Here is a 19,889-nt window from a genome sequence, read left to right as displayed (position 1 = left end):
CGCATCGACGGCCTGCAGGCCACGATCGCCGCGGCGGTGGAGGAGCAGTCGGCCACCACCACGGAGATGGTGCGCAACGTGACGGAGGTGTCCAGCGGTTCCCAGGAGATCGCCAGCAACATCTCCGGCATCGCCGCCGCGGCGACGCGCACCTCCGCCGACGCCGTCGCCACCAAGGGTTCGGCCGACGACGTCGCCGCCGCCGCCGCCCAGCTGCGCGAGGCGGTCAGCACCTTCACGATGTGATGCGGCGCCCGTGGGCGGGTGTCCGCTGGCCGTGCTGAGCGCGGACGGTGGTGACACCCCGGTGACGCATCCGACCACCGTCCCCGCTCCCGGCGGCGCCGCCGGGAGCGGGCGGTGACCCGCGTGCGGTCGTGCGGGTCAGTGCGCGATGACGGGCGCTGCGTCGGGGTCGACGACCGGGGCGCCGGGGCGCAGCAGCAGCAACGTCACGACGGCACCGGCGGCGAAGATGCCGGCCGACCACCAGAACGCCGTGTGGTAGCCGGCGACGGCGGCGTGCGCGGCGTCGGCCGCGGTGGGGGCACCGGCGGCGTGCTCGGCGATCCAGTCCGAGGCGGCGCTGCCGGCGAAGGCCGACAGCAGGGCGGTGCCGATGGAGCCGCCGATCTGCTGGGAGGTGTTCGCCATGGCCGAGCCGACCCCGGCGTCGGAGGCGTGCACGCCCAGGGTCGCCGTCGCCATGGCCGAGGCGAAGACGAACCCGAGCCCGAGGCCGGTGACGAGCAGGCCGGGCAGGATCGCGCTCACGTAGGCGGAGTCGACCTGGATGCGGGTCAGCCAGACCATGCCGAGCGCGGCCAGCAGCAGCCCGGTCGGGGTGAGGGGCTTGGGGCCGACGCGGGGCATCAGCACCGAGCCGACGACACCGGCGGCCACGGAGATCGCGGCGATCATCGGCAGGAACCCGAGCCCGGTCTGGACCGGGGAGTACCCCAGGGTCGAGGTCATGTAGTAGGTGAGGAACAGGAAGATGCCGAACATGCCGGCGCCCACGACGGCGATGCCGATGAGGGCGCCCCCGCGGTCGCGGTCGAGGACGACGCGCAGCGGCAGCAGCGGGTGCGCGGCGCGGGTCTGCCACCAGCAGAACACCGCGAGCAGCACGAGACCGGCGGCCAGGAAACCCCACGTGGCGGTGGCCGACCAGCCGTGGGACTCGGCGTTGGCCAGGCCGTAGACGACGCCGACCAGGCCGAGGACGGCCAGGGCGGTCCCGGCCCAGTCGAGGGCGGGACGCTCGGGGGAGCGTTCGTGCTTCAGCAGCAGCGCGCCCGCGACGACGGCGACGACGGCGAGCACGACGTTGATGTAGAGGCACCAGCGCCACGACAGGTGCTCGGTGAGCAGGCCGCCGAGCAGCAGGCCGATGCCGCCGCCGGCGCCGGAGACGCCGCCGAAGATGCCGAACGCCTTGGTGCGCGCGGCGGGGTCGGTGAAGGTCGTGGTGAGCAGGGACAGCGCGGCGGGGGCGAGCAGCGCGCCGGACACGCCCTGCAGGGCCCGGGCCGCGATGAGGACCTCGAAGTTCTGGGCGGCGCCGCCGAGGGCGGAGGCGAGGCCGAAGCCGACGAGGCCGACGAGGAACGTGGGCTTGCGGCCGAGCAGGTCGGACAGGCGCCCGCCGAGCAGCAGCAGGCTGCCGAAGGCGAGGGCGTAGGAGGTGACGACCCACTGGCGGTTCTCGTCGGAGAAGCCGAGCGCGCCCTGGGCGGTGGGCAGCGCGATGTTCACGATGGTGGCGTCGAGGACGACCATCAGCTGGGCCAGCGACAGCACCGCCAGCACGACCCACTGCGCCCGGCCGGGGCCGGAGGTGGGGCTGGAGGTGGCGGCGCGTCGGCCCTCGGGGCTGGTGCGGGGGTGCGGCGGCCGGGTGCTGCCCGGCATCGCCGCGTCGCGGGGCGCGAGGTGCCGGCCCTGCTCGGTGGTGCTCATCCTGGGGTGTCCTCCACTCAGCGGAGACGACTTCTCCGCTTCTGCTCCAGAGTAGCAGAAGCGGAGATGCGACTTTCACTTCGTGGGTACGATGACCCGGTGACCACCTCCGAGGTGCCGCGGCCGCTGCGACGCGACGCCGAGCGCAACCGCCAGCGGATCCTCGCCGCCGCCGTCGAGGTCTTCGCCACCCGCGGGCTGGCCGCCACCCTCGACGACGTCGCCCACCACGCCGGTCTGGGGGTGGGCACCGTCTACCGGCGCTTCAGCGACAAGGACGCCCTCGTCGAGGCGCTCTTCGAGGACCGCATCCGCGCCCTCGTCGACCTCGCCGAGACCGCCTGCGCCGCAGCCGACCCCTGGGAGGGGCTCGTCGGCTACCTGGAAGCCGCCAGCGCGCGGATGGCCGCCGACCGCGGCCTGCGCGACGCCGTCCTCTCCCCGCGGCACGGTCAGGTCGGGGTCACCCTCGCCCGCGCCGAGCTCGGCCCGCGCGTGGAGCGGCTCACCGCCCGCTGCCGCGACGCCGGCGTGCTGCGCCCCGACGTCGCCGGCACCGACGTCGCCACCCTGCTGCACGCCGTGCAGGCCGCCGCCGAGATCGGCGGCACCGCCAGCCCGGAGCACTGGCGCCGCACGCTGGGGGTCCTCCTCGACGGCCTGCGGCCCGCCCGCGCCACCCACCACCGGCTGCCCGGCGCGCCGCTGTCCGACGAGGAGCTCCACGAGGCCCTGACCCTGCGCCGACGCGCCGGGAGCCGCTGACCCGCCGTCGGAGCGGTGCGGACCCGGGTCGTCGGGGGCCGCACCTCAGCCGTGTCCGCTCCGCGACCAGGCGCGCCGGCCCCGCCGCACGAGGAGGCGCAGGCGCCTGACCCCGGGCAGGGGGAGCATCCTGCGCACGAGGGGGGTGACGACCACGACCCCGGCCCGCGGGCCCTGCCGCAGGTCGCGGCGCTGCCGGGCACGGTTCTCCAGGTCCAGCGGCGTGAGGACCTGCTCCACCGCGGTGAGGATGCTCCCGCGCAGCAGCCACAGGGAGGTCTCCGCGCGCGGGTCGACGAGGAGGAGCTCGACCAGGATCGCGCGCGCCTCCCGCGCCACCTCCAGGCTCTCCGCCACGGTGCGCTCCACCGCGGTCTCCGCTCCCGCCACCTCCGCCTCCACCAGCTCACCGAAGGCCTGCAGGCAGGAGGCCACCTCCTCCAGGACGACCGCGAACGCCCGGCGGACCTCCTCCCCGTAGCCGTCGTCGGGGGTCGATTCCCGAGGGGCCTCCTGGTGCATGGTGACGAAGAGGGCCCGGATGGCCAGGGCGGAGTGCTCCAGGGCCTCCAGCCCGGCCCGCAGGGCGGGTTCGACGTCGACGGTGCCGATCGCCCGGGCGTTGAACCGGCGCACGTCCCCGACGGTGCTGACCACCGCGTGCGCCTGCTCGGCGGAACTCCCGACGTCGCGGGCCTGCGCCAGCCACGCCGCGACCTCGGCGCGGGTGATCGGGCGCTCGCCCATCGACCTGCTCGCGACGAGGAGGCAGTCCGCCTGCCCCGACGCCACCCGGCGCACCCCGGCCGCAGCAGCCCGCGTGGGCACCGGCGGCGGCAGCAGGACGTTGAACGCCACGCCGACGCCCGCGCCGATGAGGGTGGTCACGATGCGGGTCTCCGCCGCGATCTCCTGACCCCCCACCGCCAGGACCAGCATCGCGCTGATCGGCGTCTCCAGGGCCTGCTCGCCCAGGCGCAGGAGGGCGGCCAGCAGCAGGGAGACGGCGATCGCCAGCCCCAGGCTCCACCACGTCAGGCCGACCTGGGTGGACAGCGCCACGGCGACCAGCACGCCCGTGAGGACGGCGCCGACGCGGACGACGCCCATCCGCAGGCTGGCGTGGGCCGAGGCCTGGATGACGAGGAGCGCGGTGAGCGCACCGGTCAGGTCCACCGGGCCGTCGGCGAGCCACAGCGTCAGCAGGTAGGCCAGCACCCCCGCGGCCGTCATGCGCGCCGTGGTGGCCAGGTCCGGGCTCAGCTGCGAGAGAGGCTGCCGCCACCGCGCCACCGCGCGGAGGTACCGGGGGGCGGACAGGTCACGCGGACGGGTCACCGTGCACCTCCCGGACGCCGGGGCGGCCGCCACGACGGTGTGGAGCGGCCGTCGACCATGGTGGCGGGGGAGTGGCCCCGGGTCCACGGTGGCAGCGACATCGCGCGACCTGCGGACGTGCAGCGACCGGGCACCGTCGCGGGCGGACGGGGGAGCCTCGCCGGCACGTCCGGCAGGAGCGGAGGCCGGCCCGGTCCACTTCGTCCTGTCCGACGCCAACGGCACCACGGTGCAGGCCGGAGCCCCGCCGAAGTGGCTCACGCCCGTCAAGGTCTCGGCGACGAGCGCGCCGCTCAGCCTGGTCGACATCGCACCCAGTACCGAGGACAGCGGATCGACGTTCCGCTACACCCCGGCTCTGTACCAGTACCACTGAAAGATCACCGGTGCTGGCTACTACTGGCGGATCGGCGTCCAGCTCGACGACGGCCAGAAGTACCACGCCACCATCGGTGTCCGCTGAGCGGTCCGGCTCGTCGCCCGCCCGCGATGCGGACGCGACGATCCGCACGATCGCGGACGGCGTGAGGGGTCGGCGTCGCCCTGACAGCCATGACCTGAGCCGCGAGGACGGCCTCGTCGAGGCGCCCTGCTGCTCACCTGCACGGGCCTCGCGCCCTCGCTGACGTCACCCCGGACGACCTGATCCCACTGGTCGGCAACGTGCGGTCGGGCGGCGGCCGGGACGCACTGGCACCCGTCGAGACACGTCTCGTGCGACGATGCGCATCGACAGCAGGTCGGGAAATCGTCGCGGGGGGTGCCAGATGGTGACGGCTAGTGACGTGGCGAAGCTGGCCGGCGTCTCGCAGAGCACGGTCTCGTACGTGATGAGCGGGGCGCGCTCGATCTCCCCGCAGACCCGGGCCCGCGTCGAGGCGGCGATGCGCGAGCTGTCGTACCACCCCAACGCGGGGGCCCGGGCCCTGGCCGGGCGGCGGACGAACGTGATCGGGTTGGTCGCGCGCCTGCCGGGCAACACCGACGTTGCCGCGCTGCTGCCGTTCATCGAGACCATCTCCGCGAGCAGCCGCGACCGGGACTACGACGTGGTGCTGGTCACCGAGGACGAGGGGCCTGCGGGACTGGAGCGGCTCGCCGGTCGGGCGATCGTCGACGCCATCGTGCTCATGGATATCCGCCGGGACGACGACCGCGTCGCCGCAGCCCGCAAGCTGGCCGTCCCCGTGGTGCTGATCGGCGTCCCGGACCAGCCGCAGGGCTTGGACTGCGTCGACTACGACATCGAGCTCGCCGGCCGGCTCGCCGTGCAGGAGCTCGTCGAGACCGGCAGCGAGCGGGTCATCCTGATCGGGGAGACGCCGAGCGTGTGGGCCGAGAACTTCGGCTTCGTCGCGCAGTTCGCGGCGAGCGTCGAGGACGCCGCGCGCGAGGCGGGTGTTGCCTTCGAGGTCTACGAGCCGGATGCCGAGGGGTGGGCCGGATTCACGGACTTCGGGTCCCGCGTGAGCGAGCTCGCCGCCACGTCGGTGGGGATCGTCGCGCGCACGCCGCGGGCCATCGACATCGCCATGCAGATCCTGCAGTCCCACGGCATCACGCCCGGTCAGGGCGCGTCGATCGTGGGTGTGTGCACCGACGACACCGCGACGGCGTTCCGCTTCCCGGTGACCAACGTCTCGCCGGAGCCGCGGGAGGTGTCCCGGCTCGCGATGGAGACGCTGTTCGGGCGCCTCGACGGCGCCGAGCCCCGACACGAGGTCCGCCTCGTGGCGCCTCGACTCACCCGGCGCGCGACCACCGCGATCCGCGCCTGAGGTAGGCCCTTGCCACCGCTGTTCCGCGTCGCTACTGTTCGATGCGCATCGAATTGATGCGCATCGACGCAACGCTCAGCAGCCGCCAGTGACGACGGCACGGAAGGAAGTCCGATGACTCGACGTCGAGCAGGGATGCGCGCGGCGTTCGCCGTCGCCTCGCTCACCGCCGCTTCGCTCACGCTCGCCGCGTGCTCGTCCGCCACCAGCAGCGACGCCGGGGACGGAGGCAACACCGTCACGATCGCCTCGTGGTACGAGGACCAGGTGATCGGGACCACGATCGAGGCCGCGAACGATGCGCTCGCCGCGGATGACATCACCCTCGAGTACACGCAGATCCCGCTCGACCAGTACAACACCTGGCTGAGCACGCAGCTGGCGTCGGGCGAGGGCCCGGACATCATCATGGACGGCGCGAGCTTCCCCGCCCGTGTGGCCGCCGGCAACCTCGTCGACATCAGCGGCGACGACGTCATCGCCGGGTTCACCAAGGAAGGGCTCGCGCTGGCCAGCGACGCCGACGGCAAGGTGTACGGCGTCCCGTCGTACGGCTGGTTCTCCGGGATCTTCTACAACAAGGACCTGTTCGAGCAGGCCGGTGCCGAGGTGCCGAGCACGTTCGACGAGTTCCTCGAGACGGCCGACGCCCTGACCGCTGCCGGCATCAAGCCGATGACCGCCGGGCTGGCGGACAGCGACAAGGCCATCCACTCGCTCATGGGTTACCTGGAGAACGCCTACTACCACAACGGCGAGGGCAGCCCCGAGGTGGACACCGAGTTCGCGTACGGCGAGACCACGCTCGACGGCAACTGGAACGACGCGGTCAGCACGTGGAGCAAGGTCATCGACCACGGCGTGCTGACCCCCGAGATGCTCGGCACCCCGCTGACGCAGGCGGTCGCCGAGTTCTCCAACGGGGAGGCCGCGATGTACATCAGTGGTCCGTGGGACTACCAGGACATCAAGGACGCCGGCATCAACTTCGGGATGTTCTCGCACGTCGGCAACGACCCGGCCAACCAGTGGCTGCTGGGTGGTCCCGCCGCGAGCATGGGCGTGAACGTCGACAGCGAGCGGCCGGAGCAGGCGCTCAAGGCGCTGCGGGCGCTGGCCTCGCCCGAGGCGATGCAGGCGACCGTCGACGCCAACCCCGGGGCCTTCAGCTACCTCGAAGGCGTGGAGGGCACGTTCCCCGCCGAGTACGAGCTGATCACCCCGCTGCTCTCGGAGGGGCACGTCTCGGTCGGATGGGACCGCTGGGGCGTGAACATGCCCGCGCAGACCATGCTCGACACCCTCACCAAGGGTCTGCAGAGCGTGGTCGGTGGCCAGGAGAGCACCGACGACCTCGTCAAGCAGCTCGACGCCCAGGCCGACTCGATCCGTTACTGAGACCCGCCGGGGTGCGCGTCCCTCCGTGAGGGGACGCGCGCCCCGGCCCAAGGTGGAGGGACACCCTGGTGCGAGCTTCGACGACGTCACCGAACCCACTGGAGCTGGAGGCGGCTGCGTCGGCTCCTTCCCCAGCACGCCGGACGGTCGGCCCGCCTCCCCGCAAGCGGCGCTACTCGGCCGATCGCATGCGCGCCGACCTGCCCTACGTCCTGATGGTCGTGCCGGCGATGGTCGTGTTCGCGATCTTCTTCATCATCCCGGTCGTCCGCACCGCGATGCTCAGCCTCACCGACCAGAGCAACCACAGTCGCGAGGTCAGCTTCGTCGGGCTCGACAACTTCGTCGAGGCCTTGAGCAATCCGCAGATCCTCGCCGGCATCCAGCACTCGCTGGTCTACGCGGTCGCGGTCGTGGTTCTGCAGAACCTCATCGCGCTGCCCGTGGCGCTGCTGCTGCACTCGCGCATCCCGTTCCGCGGGATGTTCCGCACGATCTTCTTCGGTCCCGCGGTCCTCAGCACGCTCGTCGTCGGGTACCTGTGGAGCTACATCTTCTCCTCCAACGACTACGGGCTCCTCAACACGGCGCTGCGCGCGGTCGGGCTCTCCAACGTCAACTGGCTCGGTGACCCCGACCTCGCGCTCGGGTCGATCATCGCCACCCAGGTCTGGCAGTGGTTCGGCTACCAGATGGTCATCTACCTCGCGACGCTGCAGACCATCGACACCGACCTCCACGAGGCCGCTGCGCTCGACGGCGCCGGCCGGTGGCGCTCGTTCCTGACCGTCACCCTGCCCGGGCTGATCCCGGCCTTCCAGATCACGATCGTGACGGGCCTCATCTCCGGGTTGAAGGTCTTCGACATCGTCATCTCGATGACCAACGGCGGCCCCGGGTACGCGACCGAGACCGTGCTGACCCTCATGTACCGGAAGTTCTCCGAGGGCAACTACGGCCTGGCCGCCTCGTTCGGCATCTTGTTCCTGCTCGTGAGCATCCTGCTCGGTGGGTTGCTCCTCCGGCTGTTCCGCCGACTGGAGGCGAAGTACTCATGACGACCCTCGTGCCCGCGCCGCGGCGGACCCCGCGCCGCTACTCCGTCGCTGCGCTCGTCGCGATGATCCTGCTCGCCGTGCTGATGCTCGTCCCGATCTACTACCTGGTCGTCACGACGTTCAAGACGGCCGCCGAGGCTGCCGCGAGCCCGATGGCGCTGCCGTCCAGCTGGGACCTCTCCGTCTACATCGACGCCTTCGTGAAGATGGAGTACCCGCGCGCGTTCACCAACACCTTCCTGATCACGCTGGGTTCGGTCGTCGGCGTGGTGGCCTTCAGCTCCATGGCCGGGTACTCCCTGAGCCGCCGGTCGAAGAGCCGGGTCGCTTCGATCACGCTGCTCGTCCTGCTGAGCGGCCTGATGTTCCCGTACCAGATGTCGATCCTGGGCTTGTACGACGTCATCAAGGCGCTCGGCCTGATGAACAGCCTGCTGGCCGTCATCTTCATCAACATCGCCGTGAACCTGCCATTCGCGACGCTGCTCTTCTACGCCTTCACCTCGACGATCCCGAAGGAGCTCGAGGAGGCGGCCGGGATGGACGGGGCCGGGACCTTCCGCACGTTCCTCACCATCGTCTTCCCGCTGCTGCGGCCCGCTGCGGTGACGGTGGCGATCCTCAACACCCTCAACGCGTGGAACGACTTCATGGGCCCGCTGTACTTCCTGCAGTCGCGCGACAAGCAGGTCATCCTGCAGGAGGTGTACCGGAACATCGGCCAGTTCTCGATCGACTGGACCTCCCTGTTCCCGATGATGGTCCTCGGTGTACTCCCGCTCGTCGTCTTCTACCTCATCCTCCAGCGCCAGGTCATCGGCGGCGTCGCCGGGTCGATCAAGGGCTGACCCAGACCAGTTCGGAGCACACACCTCATGACCGTCACCGACCCGTCCGTGCCCGTCAACGGCCACATCGAGACGACGATCCCGTCCGACCTCCCCATCTGCACGGAGCAGCCCGACACCACCTCGCTCACGTTCGGCACGGGGTGGGCCACGATCGACAGGTCGACGGGCTCCCCGCTGCAGTTCACCGACGAGGCCGCTCCCGAGCGCACCTACCTGCTCGACGCGGAGATCCCGTGGCACTCCGTGGAGCACACCTGGGGCACCGGCTACGTGATCAGCGACACGTTCACCGGGCGCTGGAACGCACCTGACGTGCTGGAGCTGCACGACGACGCCGTGACCAGCCACCACACCGTCGCCGGACAGCTCGCCGTCACCGTGCAGCGACGCGGCGGCGAGCACCTGCGCGAGACCTACCGGTTCCGCAACGTCAGCGACCGGACGCAGCGCATCACCAGCCTGGGGATCCAGGTGCCGTTCGCCGACCTGTACCCCGGTGCCCACGACGCGCTGACGCGCCGCGTGCACGCCCACGTCTTCACGGGCGGCGCGTGGGCGTGGGTGGCGGCGCAGCCGATGGACGGGAGCGGACGCATCCTCGGGCTCACCCTCACCGACGGCCATCTCTGGGGTTACTCCGTCGAGACCCGCAACGCCAACACCCTCTCGAACGCGCGCGGCCACGTCGTGCTGAACGTGACCGACCACGCGCGCAACGCCGACGCGTTCGGCGGGCAACCGGTGATCGTCCTCGCACCCGGCGACGAGTACGTCGTGTCCTGGGACCTCGCCTGGTACGACGACATGCCGGCGTTCCTCGGCGCAACCCGTGCACCCGCGCAGTTCTCCGCCCTCAGCGCGACCGTCGGCGACACGATCGTCGTCCGCACGTCGCACGAGGTCACGGCCGCCGAGGGGGTGACCGTCACCGCCACCGCCGACGGTGTCGAGCTCACCGGGAGCGAGGCGGGGACGTACTGGGTGCAGATCGGGCACGACGCACGCACCGAGGTCCTGTTCCACGACACCGTCGCCGACGCCGTCCGCAAGCGCAGCGCCTACGTGCTCGCCTACCAGCGCAGCACCGAGCGACCCGGCCTCCTCGGCAACGCGATCGTGCCGGTCGACACCACGACTCGACTCACGCAGGCCACCAACGGCTGGTCCGACTGGACCGACGGGTCGGAGCGGATCGGCGTCGCGCTCATGCTCCAGCACGGACTCAGCCGCGGCTGGGTCGACGCGTCCGTCGACGAGGCGCTCGACGGGTGGGCAGCGTTCGCCCGGGCTTGCCTCATCGACGCCACCGGCGCACCGCGACGCGGGTCCCAGGACCATCACACCGGCATCCGCCTGTACGACTCCCCGTGGCTCGCCCGCTTCTTCCTCCTGCGGCACGCCTACCGCCATCGCGCCGAGGACCTCGATCTGGCCGCCCGCCTGCTCGAGCGCGCTCTCGAGCTCGGCATCGGCCGGTTCCTGACGATCGGGTTCTCCGAGGTGGCGGTCGCGGTCGCCGACGCGCTGGAGGCGGACGGCCAGCCGGCGCGGGCCACGTCCCTGCGCGACGCCGTGATCGCCGGTGCCCGGTACTTCGCCGAGCTCGGTGAACGTCTGCCCGGACACGAGGTCGCCTACGAGCAGGCGATCGTGGCCCCCCTCCTGAACCTGCTCATCGACGCCCACCGGCTGTCCGGCGACCCCTTCCTGCTCGACGCGATCAGCGCACGGCTCCCCTGGCTGCTCGCCTTCGGCGCGCCCCAGCCGCACGCACGGCTCAACGGTGTGGCGATCCGACACTGGGACGGCTACTGGTTCGGCCAGCGACGGCAGTGGGGCGACGTCTTCCCGCACTACTGGAGCGCGCTCACCGCGACCGTGCTTCGACGGCTTCCCGCTGAGCTCAGGTCGTCGGAGACCGACGCACTCGCAACGACGATCCTGCGCGCCAACATGGCGAACTACTTCGCGGACGGATCCGCGACGTGCGCCTTCGTCATCCCCACCTCGGTCGACGGACGACCCGCACACTCGGCGGACCCGCTGGCGAACGACCAGGACTTCCACCTCGCGCTCTGGATGCAGCTCGAAGCGGACGGCGCGGTCACTCTCGCCTGACTCGTTCAGGTCTGCCCCAGCTCCGGTCGACTCCTGTCGGCAGGGGCGGTCGGGCCGCGTGAGCGGCCCGAAGCAGTGCCTCGTACTCGATGGGTGTGAGCCGACCGAGGACTCGTCGACGGCGTCGACGGTGGTAGGTGCGCTCGACCCGGGTGACGATCACCAGCCGTGTCCAGTGAGGACCATGATCCTCACAGGCCCCGAGTCGACCAGAGCGGGGGCAGCCCCCGCCGACGGGGGAGGGTTCCCCAGCTCCACCCGAGCACCGCCGGCGGGACAGCGGTGACGTCCCGGCACGCTCCAGGCTCCCCTCGAGGCCGCGCCCACGGCACGATGACGCCATGACCCCACAGCTGGCCAGCAGGCTGGCGGCAGCCCGCGCCGAGGCGCTGGTGGGCCGCGCCGCCGAGCGATCGGTGCTCGAGGCGATGCTCTCGGGCGCCGCGGACGCGCCCGTGGTGGCCTACGTGCACGGCCCCGGCGGCATCGGCAAGTCCTCGCTGCTGCGCCACGCCGCCCACCGGGCGGAGCTCGCCGGCCGTCGCGCCGTGCGCCTCGACGGGCGCCACCTCGACGCGCAGCCCCGCCGCTTCGAGCGCGCCGCGGTCCCGGCGTGCCACGAGCCCGGCGCCGTGCTGCTCGTCGACTCCTTCGAGCAGAGCCAGCCGCTGGAGCAGTGGCTGCGCGACGCCTTCCTGCCCCGGCTGGCCGACGACGCGGTCGTCGTCCTCGCCAGCCGCATCGCGCCGGACCCGGAGTGGTTCCTGGACGCCGGCTGGGCCCCGCTCTTCGCCGAGCTGGCCGTGCGCCCGCTCGGCGTCGCCGACTCCCACGCCCTGCTTGCGGCGCGTGGTGTCGCGGACGCGCAGCGCGACGCCCTGGTCGGTTTCGCCGGCGGCAGCCCGCTCGCCCTCTCGCTCGCTGCGACCGTCGTCGCCGGCGGGAGCGACGACGTCGGGACGTGGTCGCCGACCGCGGACGTGCTCACCACCCTGGTCGACCGGCTGGTGGGTGAGGTGCCGAGCGGGGCGCACCGCCGCGCCCTCGAGGTCGTCGCGCAGGCCAGGGTCACCCGCGAGCCGCTGCTGCGCACGGTCCTGGGGGAGGAGGTCACCGCGAGCGCCTTCCCCTGGCTGCGCCAGCTGCCCTACATCGAGGTCACCCCCGAGGGCCTGCATCCGCACGACGCGGTGCGGGCGACGCTGGCGGCCGACCTCCGGTGGCGGGATCCCGAGCGCTTCGCGGACGTCCACGCCGAGGTGTCCCGCGCGGCCCTCCAGGCCGTGCGCACCGCCGGCGAGGACGACGCGCAGTCCGCCGTGGTGGACTGGCTCTTCCTCCACCGCGACCAGCGCGGCATGGGCGACGTGTTCGACGGGCAGGCCCATCCGCACGTCGAGGACACGCCCCTGAGCCCGCAGGACGTCCCCGACGTGCTGCGGATGGAGGCGGAGGCGCAGGGCGCCACCTCCGCCGAGGTGGCCGCCCACTGGCTGCGCCGCCAGCCGGAGGCGTTCCGCGTGTACCGCCACCTCGGCACGTCGGCCCCCGTGGCCTTCATGGCCATCTTCCAGCTGGAGGGGCCGCTGGCGGAGGACCGCGCTGCCGATCCGGCGCTCGACGCGATCTGGGAGCACGTGGACGCCGGCGGCCCCCTGGCCCCGGGCGAGCACGTGGCCGTCTTCCGCTACTGCACGCAGCCCGGCTGGCGCGAGGGGCCGTCGCCGGTGATGACCCTGGTCACCCGGCGCGCCTTCGCCCACGCGGTCAGGGCGACCGGGCGGGCGGCCACCTACAGCGTGGTGACGGACGCCGAGCGGTGGGGCGGCTTCCTCACCGACTGGGGGCTGCAGCTGGTCGCGCAGGTACCGGTCGGGGAGTCGGTGCAGCACGTCTACGTCCAGCCCGGGGGCGGCTGGGTGCAGGGTCGGGTGCACGCGCCGGTCCCGGCGCCGAGAGAGCCGGTCCCGCCGCACGTCGAAGACCTCCCGCGGGAGGTCTTCGACGAGGGCGTCCTCGAGGCGCTGCGGACGTGGCGGGTGCCGCGGGAGTTCGCCACCAGCGTGCTGCTGCGCTCCCGGCTCGTGCCGTCCGGGTCCGCGGACCCCGTGAGCGACCTGCGGCGGGCCTTCGTCGCGGCTCTGGACGCGCTGCAGGTCGATCCCGCCGGGGTGCGGGCGCACGAGGCGCTCGACGCGACGTACCTGTCGGCGTCGCGCACGCACAAGGCGGCCGCGCGCCGGCTGGGAGTGCCCTACGGCACGTACCGGCGCCACCTCGTGCAGGCGAAGGAGCGGCTCGTCGCGCAGCTGTGGAAGCAGGTGGGCGAAGGGGCGGCGCCGACGCGGGAGTCCTCCGCGGGCTGACCCCCAGGGCACGTCCGCGGGGCGAGGCGCAGGTGCCCTCGGGACGCAGGAACTCCTCGGGTTCGGACGGGCACCGGTGAGCGCTGGTGAGCACCGCCGGACGTGGAGATCGAGCAGCGCACCGCCGGAGGCTCGCTGACGCAGGCAACCGCCGCCGCGCCGCCGCTCGAGAGGACACCGAGATGATCCCCCGTGACCCTCGCCGTCCCACGATCCCCGGCCCGAGGCATCGGCCGCGGACCGCTCGGGCGGACGGCGCACGGGGTGGAGCGCGACGGCCCCGGTCACTGGTCGCCGTCAGCGCGGACGAGGACGGGACGGGCCGGACGCGCCGGCTGGCCGACCTGGTCCTCCACCGGGTGCACGCCTCGCTCGCGCTGTCCGGAGAACCACCCGAGGTCCAGGTGCTGGCGCTGCACCGGCTGTCGGCCGACCTCGCTCAGCTGCGGGTGCGGGAGCCCGCCACCCTCGAGCTCCGGGAGGCGCTGGCGGAGGCGCGGACGGCGGATGCCCTCGTCGTGGCGGCGGCTTCCGGTGCCACCGCCGTCGTCGAGGAGTTCCTCGACGCGCTGGCGGCCCTGCCGGGCCTGCCGGTCGTGCTGGCCCTCGTCAGCCCGCCGGCGCCGCCGTCGGCGCTGGACGTCGTGCAGTTCCTGCGGGCACGGCTGCTCGACCTCGGCGCTCGACCCGTGCGCACCACGGTCGTCGCGGACCGCGACGACCGGCGAGGACCGGGGGGCTCGCTGGAGCTGCTCGCCCAGATCGCCCACGCGGCCGACGAGCTGGCTCGCGCCGTCGCCGGCGAACGACCGCGACGACCGCGCACCTGAACCACGCACCACTCCTCCGCAGTGCCCCGGTCCCGGGGCGCTGACCCATCGAACACCGGGAGTTCCCATGAAGGCAGTCCGCTTCCACGAGTTCGGCGGCCCCGAGGTCCTCCGCTACGAGGACGTCGAGCAGCCGGCGCCCGGCGCCGGGCAGGTCCGCGTCCGCGTCGCCGGGACGTCGTTCAACGGCGTCGACGCGAACATCCGCGCCGGCAACATGCAGGGGCCGATCCCGGTGGGGCTTCCGCACACCCCCGGCATCGACGTCTCGGGCACGGTCGACGCGTTGGGGGAGGGCGTCGAGGGCCTTGCGGTCGGCGAGGCCGTCATCGGCTTCCTGCCGATGACCGCGCCCGGAGCAGCCGCGGAGTACGCGATCGCCCCGGCCGACGTCCTCACGCCGGCGCCCGCGATCGTCCCGCTGCCCGACGCTGCGGCGCTACCGATCGTCGGCCTGACCGCGTGGCAGGCGATCTTCGACCACGGCAAGCTCGCCGCCGGGCAGCGCGTGCTGGTCAACGGAGCGGGCGGGGCCGTCGGCGGCTACGCGGTCCAGCTGGCCAAGGGCGCCGGCGCCCACGTCGTGGCCACCGCGAGCCCCCGCAGCGCGGAGCGCGTCCGCGCCCACGGGGCCGACGAGGTCGTCGACCACACCTCCGCAGACGTCGCCGCGGCCGTCGCCGAGCCCGTCGACCTCGTGCTCAACCTCGCGCCGGTCGCTCCGGAGCAGCTGGCCGCCCTGACGACGCTCATCCGCGACGGCGGCGCCCTGGTCAACACGACGGTCTGGATGCCCGCCCCCTCCGACCCGGCCCGCGGCGTGCGCGGCATCGACCTCTTCGTCGACAGCGACGCCGGCCAGCTGGCGGAGCTGGTCGCGCTCGTCGATCGCGGCGAGCTCCAGGTCGACGTCGCGCAGCGCGTGCCGCTGGCCGAGCTCGCCACCGTGCACGCCCAGGCCGCCGCGGGAGAGCTGCCCGGCAAGGTCGTCATCGTTCCCAGCGCCTGACCACGGCTCGCGCCGCGCTCCGCTTCCCACCGCGTACGACGACAGAAGGATCGAGCACTGCCATGACACTCTGGACCCCCGTCTCCGTGGGCGCCCTGCAGCTCCCGCACCGCCTCGCCATGGCCCCCATGACGCGCGACCGGTCCCGGCCGGACGGCGTCCCCAGCGACCTCAACCGCGAGTACTACCGGCAGCGCGCGTCGATGGCCCTCATCATCACCGAGGGCATCCAGCCCTCCGACGACGGCCAGGGCTACCTGCTGACCCCCGGCATCTACACCGACGCCCACGTCGCCGGGTGGCGCGAGGTCACCGACGCGGTGCACGAGGCCGGCGGGCGGATCGTGGCGCAGCTGATGCACGCCGGGCGGGTCGCCCATCCCGACAACACCCCGCACCACCGCCAGCCGGTCGCCCCCTCACCCGTCCCGGCGGCGGGCACCATGTTCACGGCGTCGGGTCCGCAGGAGTTCCCGACGCCCCGCGCCCTCGGCGCCGAGGAGATACCGGGCGTGGTCGAGGAGTTTCGGCACGCGGCGTCCTCGGCGATCGCCGCCGGTTTCGACGGCGTGGAGGTCCACGGCGCCAACGGCTACCTCGTGCACCAGTTCCTCTCGGACAACGCCAACCTGCGCACCGACGACTACGGCGGCTCGGTCGAGAACCGCATCCGCTTCGCCGTCGAGGTCGTCACGGCGGTGGCGGCGGAGATCGGCGCGGACCGCACCGGCCTGCGCATCTCGCCCGGCAACCCGTTCACCGACATCGTCGAGGACGACCCGCACGCGCTCTACCTCGCACTCGTGGAGGTTCTGGCGCCGCTGGACCTGGCCTACCTGCACCTGCTGCACTTCGACGACGACGAACTGCTGGACCAGCTGCGCCGGGCCTGGCCCTCGGCCCTGCTGGTCAACCGCCCGGGCGCCGACCTCGACACCCGCGTGGCGGACCTCGACTCGGGTCGCGCAGACGTGATCACCGTCGGCGCGATGGCCCTGGCCAACCCGGACCTGCCGGCGCGCCTGCAGGCCGGAGCGCCGCTGAACGCGCCGGACCGGGCCACGTTCTACAGCGGGGGTTCCCGCGGCTACACCGACTACCCCACGCTCGACGAGGTCGCCACCCGTGCTGGTTGACGCCACCTCAGCGGGCTACGCCGCCGCGACGCGGCCGCACAACTCCTCCGTGGAGCAGCGGCCCGCGAGGGTGGCGCTGATCAGCCGGCCCGAGGACCTCGCGCCCGCCCTCGCCGAGGTGGTCGCGCTCTCCCGTTCGCGCGGCGCGCCCCTGGAGGTCGTGCCGCAGGCGACGGGCCACGGCGCCGGCGCGCCCGTGAACGGCGGCGCCGTGCTGCTCGACACCTCGCAGCTCGCCGGGGTGTCGATCGACCCAAGACGGCGCACTGCCGTGGTGGGCGCCGGCGCGACCTGGGCGGCGGTCAACGCCGCCGCCGAACGGCACGGCCTGCTCGGGCTCGCCGGCTCGGCACCCAGCGTCTCGGTCTCCGGCTACACGTTCGGCGGCGGCATCGGCTGGCTGGTCCGGCAGGACGGGCTGGCCAGCGGTGCTCTGCGGGCCGTGCACTACGTGGACGGCGCCGGCCGGCGCCGCACCGCCGCCGACGACGCCGCCGACGATGTCGACGGGGAGGCCCTGTGGGCCTTCCGCGGCGCCGGCGGCGTCGGCATCGCACACACCCTGGAGCTCGACCTCGTCCCCGCTCCCGACCTGCACGCCGGGGCGCTGCTGTGGCACGCAGACGCGCTGCCGGACCTCGTCGGCGCCTGGTCGAGCACTCTCGGCGCCGTGGGCTCCAGCGTCTCCTCCAGCATCGGGGTCCTGCACGTCCCGCCGCTGCCCGCCTTCCCGCAGGAGCTGCACGGCAGCGTCGCGATCCACCTCGCCATCGCCGACCCCGACGGGCCCGCCGCCGCAGCACCGCTGCTCCACGCCCTGCGCGCGGTGACCGCACCGGTCGTCGACACGTGGGGCCCGACCGACGCCGCCGGCCTCGCGCGCATCCACTTCGACCCACCGACGGCCACCCCTGCCATCGGCGACGCGCGCTGGCTCGACGCCTCGACACCCGGAATCGCCGAGGCGCTGCTCGCGACAGCCGCCGACGACGACGCCGGGATGGTCATGATGGAGATCCGGCACGTGGCCGGCGCGCCAGCACGGCGCACCGGAGCCGTCGTGACCCCGCCGGGAGAGTTCATCTACCACGCGGTCGCACCGCTCAACGTGATCCCGCGGCAGCGCAGCCAGGCTGCGTTCGCCCGCGCCCGCTCGGTGTGGACGACGGCCGACGCAGGCACGACCCCGGGCAGTTGGGTCGAGGGTGCAGCCCGCGTGCCCGATGCGCTTCCCCCCGACGTGCGGGCGCGCGCCGCAGCCATCGCCGACGCGGTCGACCCGGACGCCCGGATCCGGCGCACCCGGCTGCTCGGCTGACCCGCCGGGTGGGCGCCCGCCACCGACCTCGCCACCGCACTCACCGTCCCGCGCCGACGGATCGACGAAGCACGCAACCGCTACCGCTGGCCAGGCCGACCCACGACACGACGACCGGAGCAACTCCCTCCCACCGGTCGCTCTTGGAGCGGGTGGACCTCACGGCGGTGGAGAGGAGCCCACCACGGGACGAACCTGCAGGTCAGAGCGGTAGGCCCCGTGGGACTCGAACCCACAACCCGCGGATTAACAGCTCGTTTCACTATGACGGTGGGAGCTTGCGGTAGCAGATGAGCGCGCAGGCCAACTGCAGGAGCCCGAGGTGCAGGTCGGCGCGGACCTCGTAGCGGATGCGCAGACGCTTGAACTGGTGCAGCCTCCCCCGCGAGCGGGCGGTACCCCAGCGAAGGTCCGCTCAACTACCCAGCGGCGGGCCCCGAGGCCGGAGCCGTGGGCGATGCCGCGTCGGGCGATGCGGGGAACCATGCCTCGGGTTCGGAGGGCGCGGCGGTAGACGTCGAAGTCGTAGCCGCGGTCGGCGTAGAGGCAGTCGGGGCGCAGTCGAGGTCGTCCGCGGATACCGCGGACGACCGGGAAGGCGTCGATGAGGGGAAGCGGTTGGGTCACGTCGTGGCGGTTGCCGCCGGTCAACGACACCACCAGCGGCACACCACCCGCGTCCGTGAGCAGGTGGTGCTTGGATCCCTTACGAGAGCGGTCTACCGGGGATGGGCCGGTGTGTGCCCCCCCTTTGAGAGCCCGCACGTGTGAGCCGTCCACCACTGCCGCGTCCAGTTGCAGCTTGCCGGCCGCGCGTAGCTCATCGGGCAGGACCTGGTGCAGCTTCGGCCACACGCCCGCCTCGGTCCAGTCCCGTAGGCGCCGCCAGCAGGTGACCCCTGAGCACCCGAACTGTTCGGTCGGGACCTGCGCCCACGTGCAGCCGGTGATCAGGACGTGGACGATCCCCGCCAGGGCCGCACGGTCATCGCGCGGTAGACGTCCCGGGTAGCGGTACCGGCGCGGCGGACGCTCAGGCAGCAGCGGCTGCACCCGCTCCCACAGCTCCACCGGCACTAGCTCCGCGACCCGCTCAGACACCGCCTCCTCGCCCACGTCTTCAAGCTGCGGCGACCTCACCGACCCCGCAAGTCATAGTGAAACAAGCTGTAAGAAGGCCGAATTGCTGGCCCGGCTCTGAGCCGCCCAGCAGGCGGCTCCGTCATCTAGACGTCACCGCCAGTTCGGGTTCATCGTCAGGCTCGTCAGAGGGTCGGCCATCCAGGTGTCGAACTCTTCGACCGTGACGAACAGAGGCTGGCCGGAGAAGCACCGGGCGACCTCGGTGAGCCGCTTGAGCGCCTCGTCGGGGCCGGCGCTGGTGACCGCGATGAGTGCGTCGTCCAGGAGCGGACCGACGGTGGTGGTGACGTAGGCGTTGCGTTGCTCACCGAGGGCGCGTTCAGCATCGGCGAGCAGCAGTGCAGTGGCCAGGGCGGTGGCGGTCTCGTCTTCCAGGATGCTGATGCGCTCGCTGTCGAGGTGGTCGGCGCGGGCGACGGTGATGGCGGTGCGCAGGCCCTGGGTGATGAGGGTGGCCGCGGTCTGAGCAACGAGGCCACCGACGAGGGCTCCGACGACCGGCACGGGGATCACCGTCTGGGCGAGGGCGCCGCAGACCCCGGTCAGGGTGGCGCGCAGGGCGGCCTCGCAGCAGCGGGCGGCGAGGTCGCCGGAGCCGATGTCACCGCGGGCGAAGGCGATCCCGGCTCCGGTGACGTCGACGACGGCCTCGGCCATCGCGGCCGGTGATGACCCCTTGCCGAGGGCGGTGGGCAGGGTTCCTGCCTTGGCGGCGATGCCGATGCTCTTGCCGAGACCGGCGATCGAGCCGGAGCGGACGACGCCGCGGGTGGCGGCGGTGGCGGCGGTGGCGGCGGCGGCGGCGACCGACGTGCTCGC

General features: G+C 73.0%; 14 protein-coding genes and 3 pseudogenes. 13 read left to right on the top strand and 4 right to left on the bottom strand.

Annotated elements, in window-relative coordinates; translation table 11 throughout:
• Nucleotides 1-246 (top strand): annotated as a pseudogene (locus tag ABEB16_RS08345) (methyl-accepting chemotaxis protein); the annotation flags it as partial.
• 138 nt (nt 247-384) lie between these two features.
• Here ABEB16_RS08345 and ABEB16_RS08340 read toward each other — a convergent pair.
• Nucleotides 385-1,962 (bottom strand): MFS transporter, encoded by a 1,578-nt coding sequence (locus tag ABEB16_RS08340; RefSeq protein ID WP_345711796.1) that lies wholly within the window; start codon nt 1,960-1,962, stop codon nt 385-387.
• 99 nt (nt 1,963-2,061) lie between these two features.
• Here ABEB16_RS08340 and ABEB16_RS08335 point away from each other — a divergent pair, with 99 nt between their 5' ends.
• Complete coding sequence (locus ABEB16_RS08335) at nt 2,062-2,727, top strand: TetR/AcrR family transcriptional regulator (protein WP_345711795.1); 666 nt, start codon at nt 2,062-2,064, stop codon at nt 2,725-2,727.
• Nucleotides 2,728-2,772: 45 nt separating this feature from the next.
• Here the strand turns inward: ABEB16_RS08335 and ABEB16_RS08330 are convergent, their stop codons facing one another.
• On the bottom strand, nt 2,773-3,960 hold the full coding sequence (locus ABEB16_RS08330) for an aromatic acid exporter family protein (protein ID WP_345711794.1): 1,188 nt from the start codon (nt 3,958-3,960) through the stop codon (nt 2,773-2,775).
• A gap of 193 nt (nt 3,961-4,153) precedes the next feature.
• On the opposite strand from ABEB16_RS08330, the gene ABEB16_RS08325 reads away from it, so the two are divergent.
• From ABEB16_RS08325 to ABEB16_RS08275, 11 genes are all read left to right on the top strand, one after another.
• On the top strand, nt 4,154-4,441 hold the full coding sequence (locus tag ABEB16_RS08325) for a hypothetical protein (protein WP_345711793.1): 288 nt from the start codon (nt 4,154-4,156) through the stop codon (nt 4,439-4,441).
• A gap of 409 nt (nt 4,442-4,850) precedes the next feature.
• Complete coding sequence (locus tag ABEB16_RS08320; RefSeq protein ID WP_345711792.1) at nt 4,851-5,843, top strand: LacI family DNA-binding transcriptional regulator; 993 nt, start codon at nt 4,851-4,853, stop codon at nt 5,841-5,843.
• Between the two features lie 135 nt (nt 5,844-5,978).
• A complete protein-coding gene (locus ABEB16_RS08315) occupies nt 5,979-7,241 on the top strand; it encodes an ABC transporter substrate-binding protein (protein WP_345711791.1) in 1,263 nt (420 codons plus the stop codon).
• A gap of 188 nt (nt 7,242-7,429) precedes the next feature.
• Nucleotides 7,430-8,299: a carbohydrate ABC transporter permease gene (locus ABEB16_RS08310; protein ID WP_345711790.1), complete on the top strand. Its 870-nt coding sequence runs from the start codon at nt 7,430-7,432 to the stop codon at nt 8,297-8,299.
• On the top strand, nt 8,296-9,147 hold the full coding sequence (locus ABEB16_RS08305; RefSeq protein ID WP_345711789.1) for a carbohydrate ABC transporter permease: 852 nt from the start codon (nt 8,296-8,298) through the stop codon (nt 9,145-9,147). Before ABEB16_RS08310 ends, ABEB16_RS08305 begins: the two co-directional genes overlap by 4 nt.
• A 27-nt stretch (nt 9,148-9,174) precedes the next feature.
• Nucleotides 9,175-11,268, top strand: coding sequence for a hypothetical protein (locus ABEB16_RS08300; protein WP_345711788.1), 2,094 nt, complete (start codon nt 9,175-9,177; stop codon nt 11,266-11,268).
• Nucleotides 11,269-11,609: 341 nt separating this feature from the next.
• Nucleotides 11,610-13,634: an ATP-binding protein gene (locus ABEB16_RS08295; protein ID WP_345711787.1), complete on the top strand. Its 2,025-nt coding sequence runs from the start codon at nt 11,610-11,612 to the stop codon at nt 13,632-13,634.
• Between the two features lie 359 nt (nt 13,635-13,993).
• Nucleotides 13,994-14,464, top strand: a complete 471-nt coding sequence (locus ABEB16_RS08290) for a hypothetical protein (RefSeq protein WP_345711786.1) — start codon at nt 13,994-13,996, stop codon at nt 14,462-14,464.
• Between the two features lie 67 nt (nt 14,465-14,531).
• Nucleotides 14,532-15,473 (top strand): NADP-dependent oxidoreductase, encoded by a 942-nt coding sequence (locus ABEB16_RS08285; protein ID WP_345711785.1) that lies wholly within the window; start codon nt 14,532-14,534, stop codon nt 15,471-15,473.
• 62 nt (nt 15,474-15,535) lie between these two features.
• Nucleotides 15,536-16,609, top strand: coding sequence for an alkene reductase (locus ABEB16_RS08280; RefSeq protein ID WP_345711784.1), 1,074 nt, complete (start codon nt 15,536-15,538; stop codon nt 16,607-16,609).
• The gene (locus tag ABEB16_RS08275; protein ID WP_345711783.1) at nt 16,599-17,927 is read left to right on the top strand and encodes an FAD-binding oxidoreductase; all 1,329 of its coding nucleotides are present in this window, start codon (nt 16,599-16,601) and stop codon (nt 17,925-17,927) included. Before ABEB16_RS08280 ends, ABEB16_RS08275 begins: the two co-directional genes overlap by 11 nt.
• 262 nt (nt 17,928-18,189) lie before the next feature.
• Here the strand turns inward: ABEB16_RS08275 and ABEB16_RS08265 are convergent.
• Nucleotides 18,190-19,028: pseudogene (locus ABEB16_RS08265) on the bottom strand (IS5 family transposase).
• Between the two features lie 132 nt (nt 19,029-19,160).
• A pseudogene (locus ABEB16_RS08260) lies at nt 19,161-19,889 on the bottom strand (hypothetical protein); the annotation flags it as partial.

This window comes from Kineococcus glutinatus (assembly GCF_039542765.1).
Classification (GTDB): Bacteria; Actinomycetota; Actinomycetes; order Actinomycetales; family Kineococcaceae; genus Kineococcus_A; species Kineococcus_A glutinatus.
Note: the sequence above shows the minus strand (reverse complement) of the source record. Positions and strands in the feature narration are given on the sequence as shown.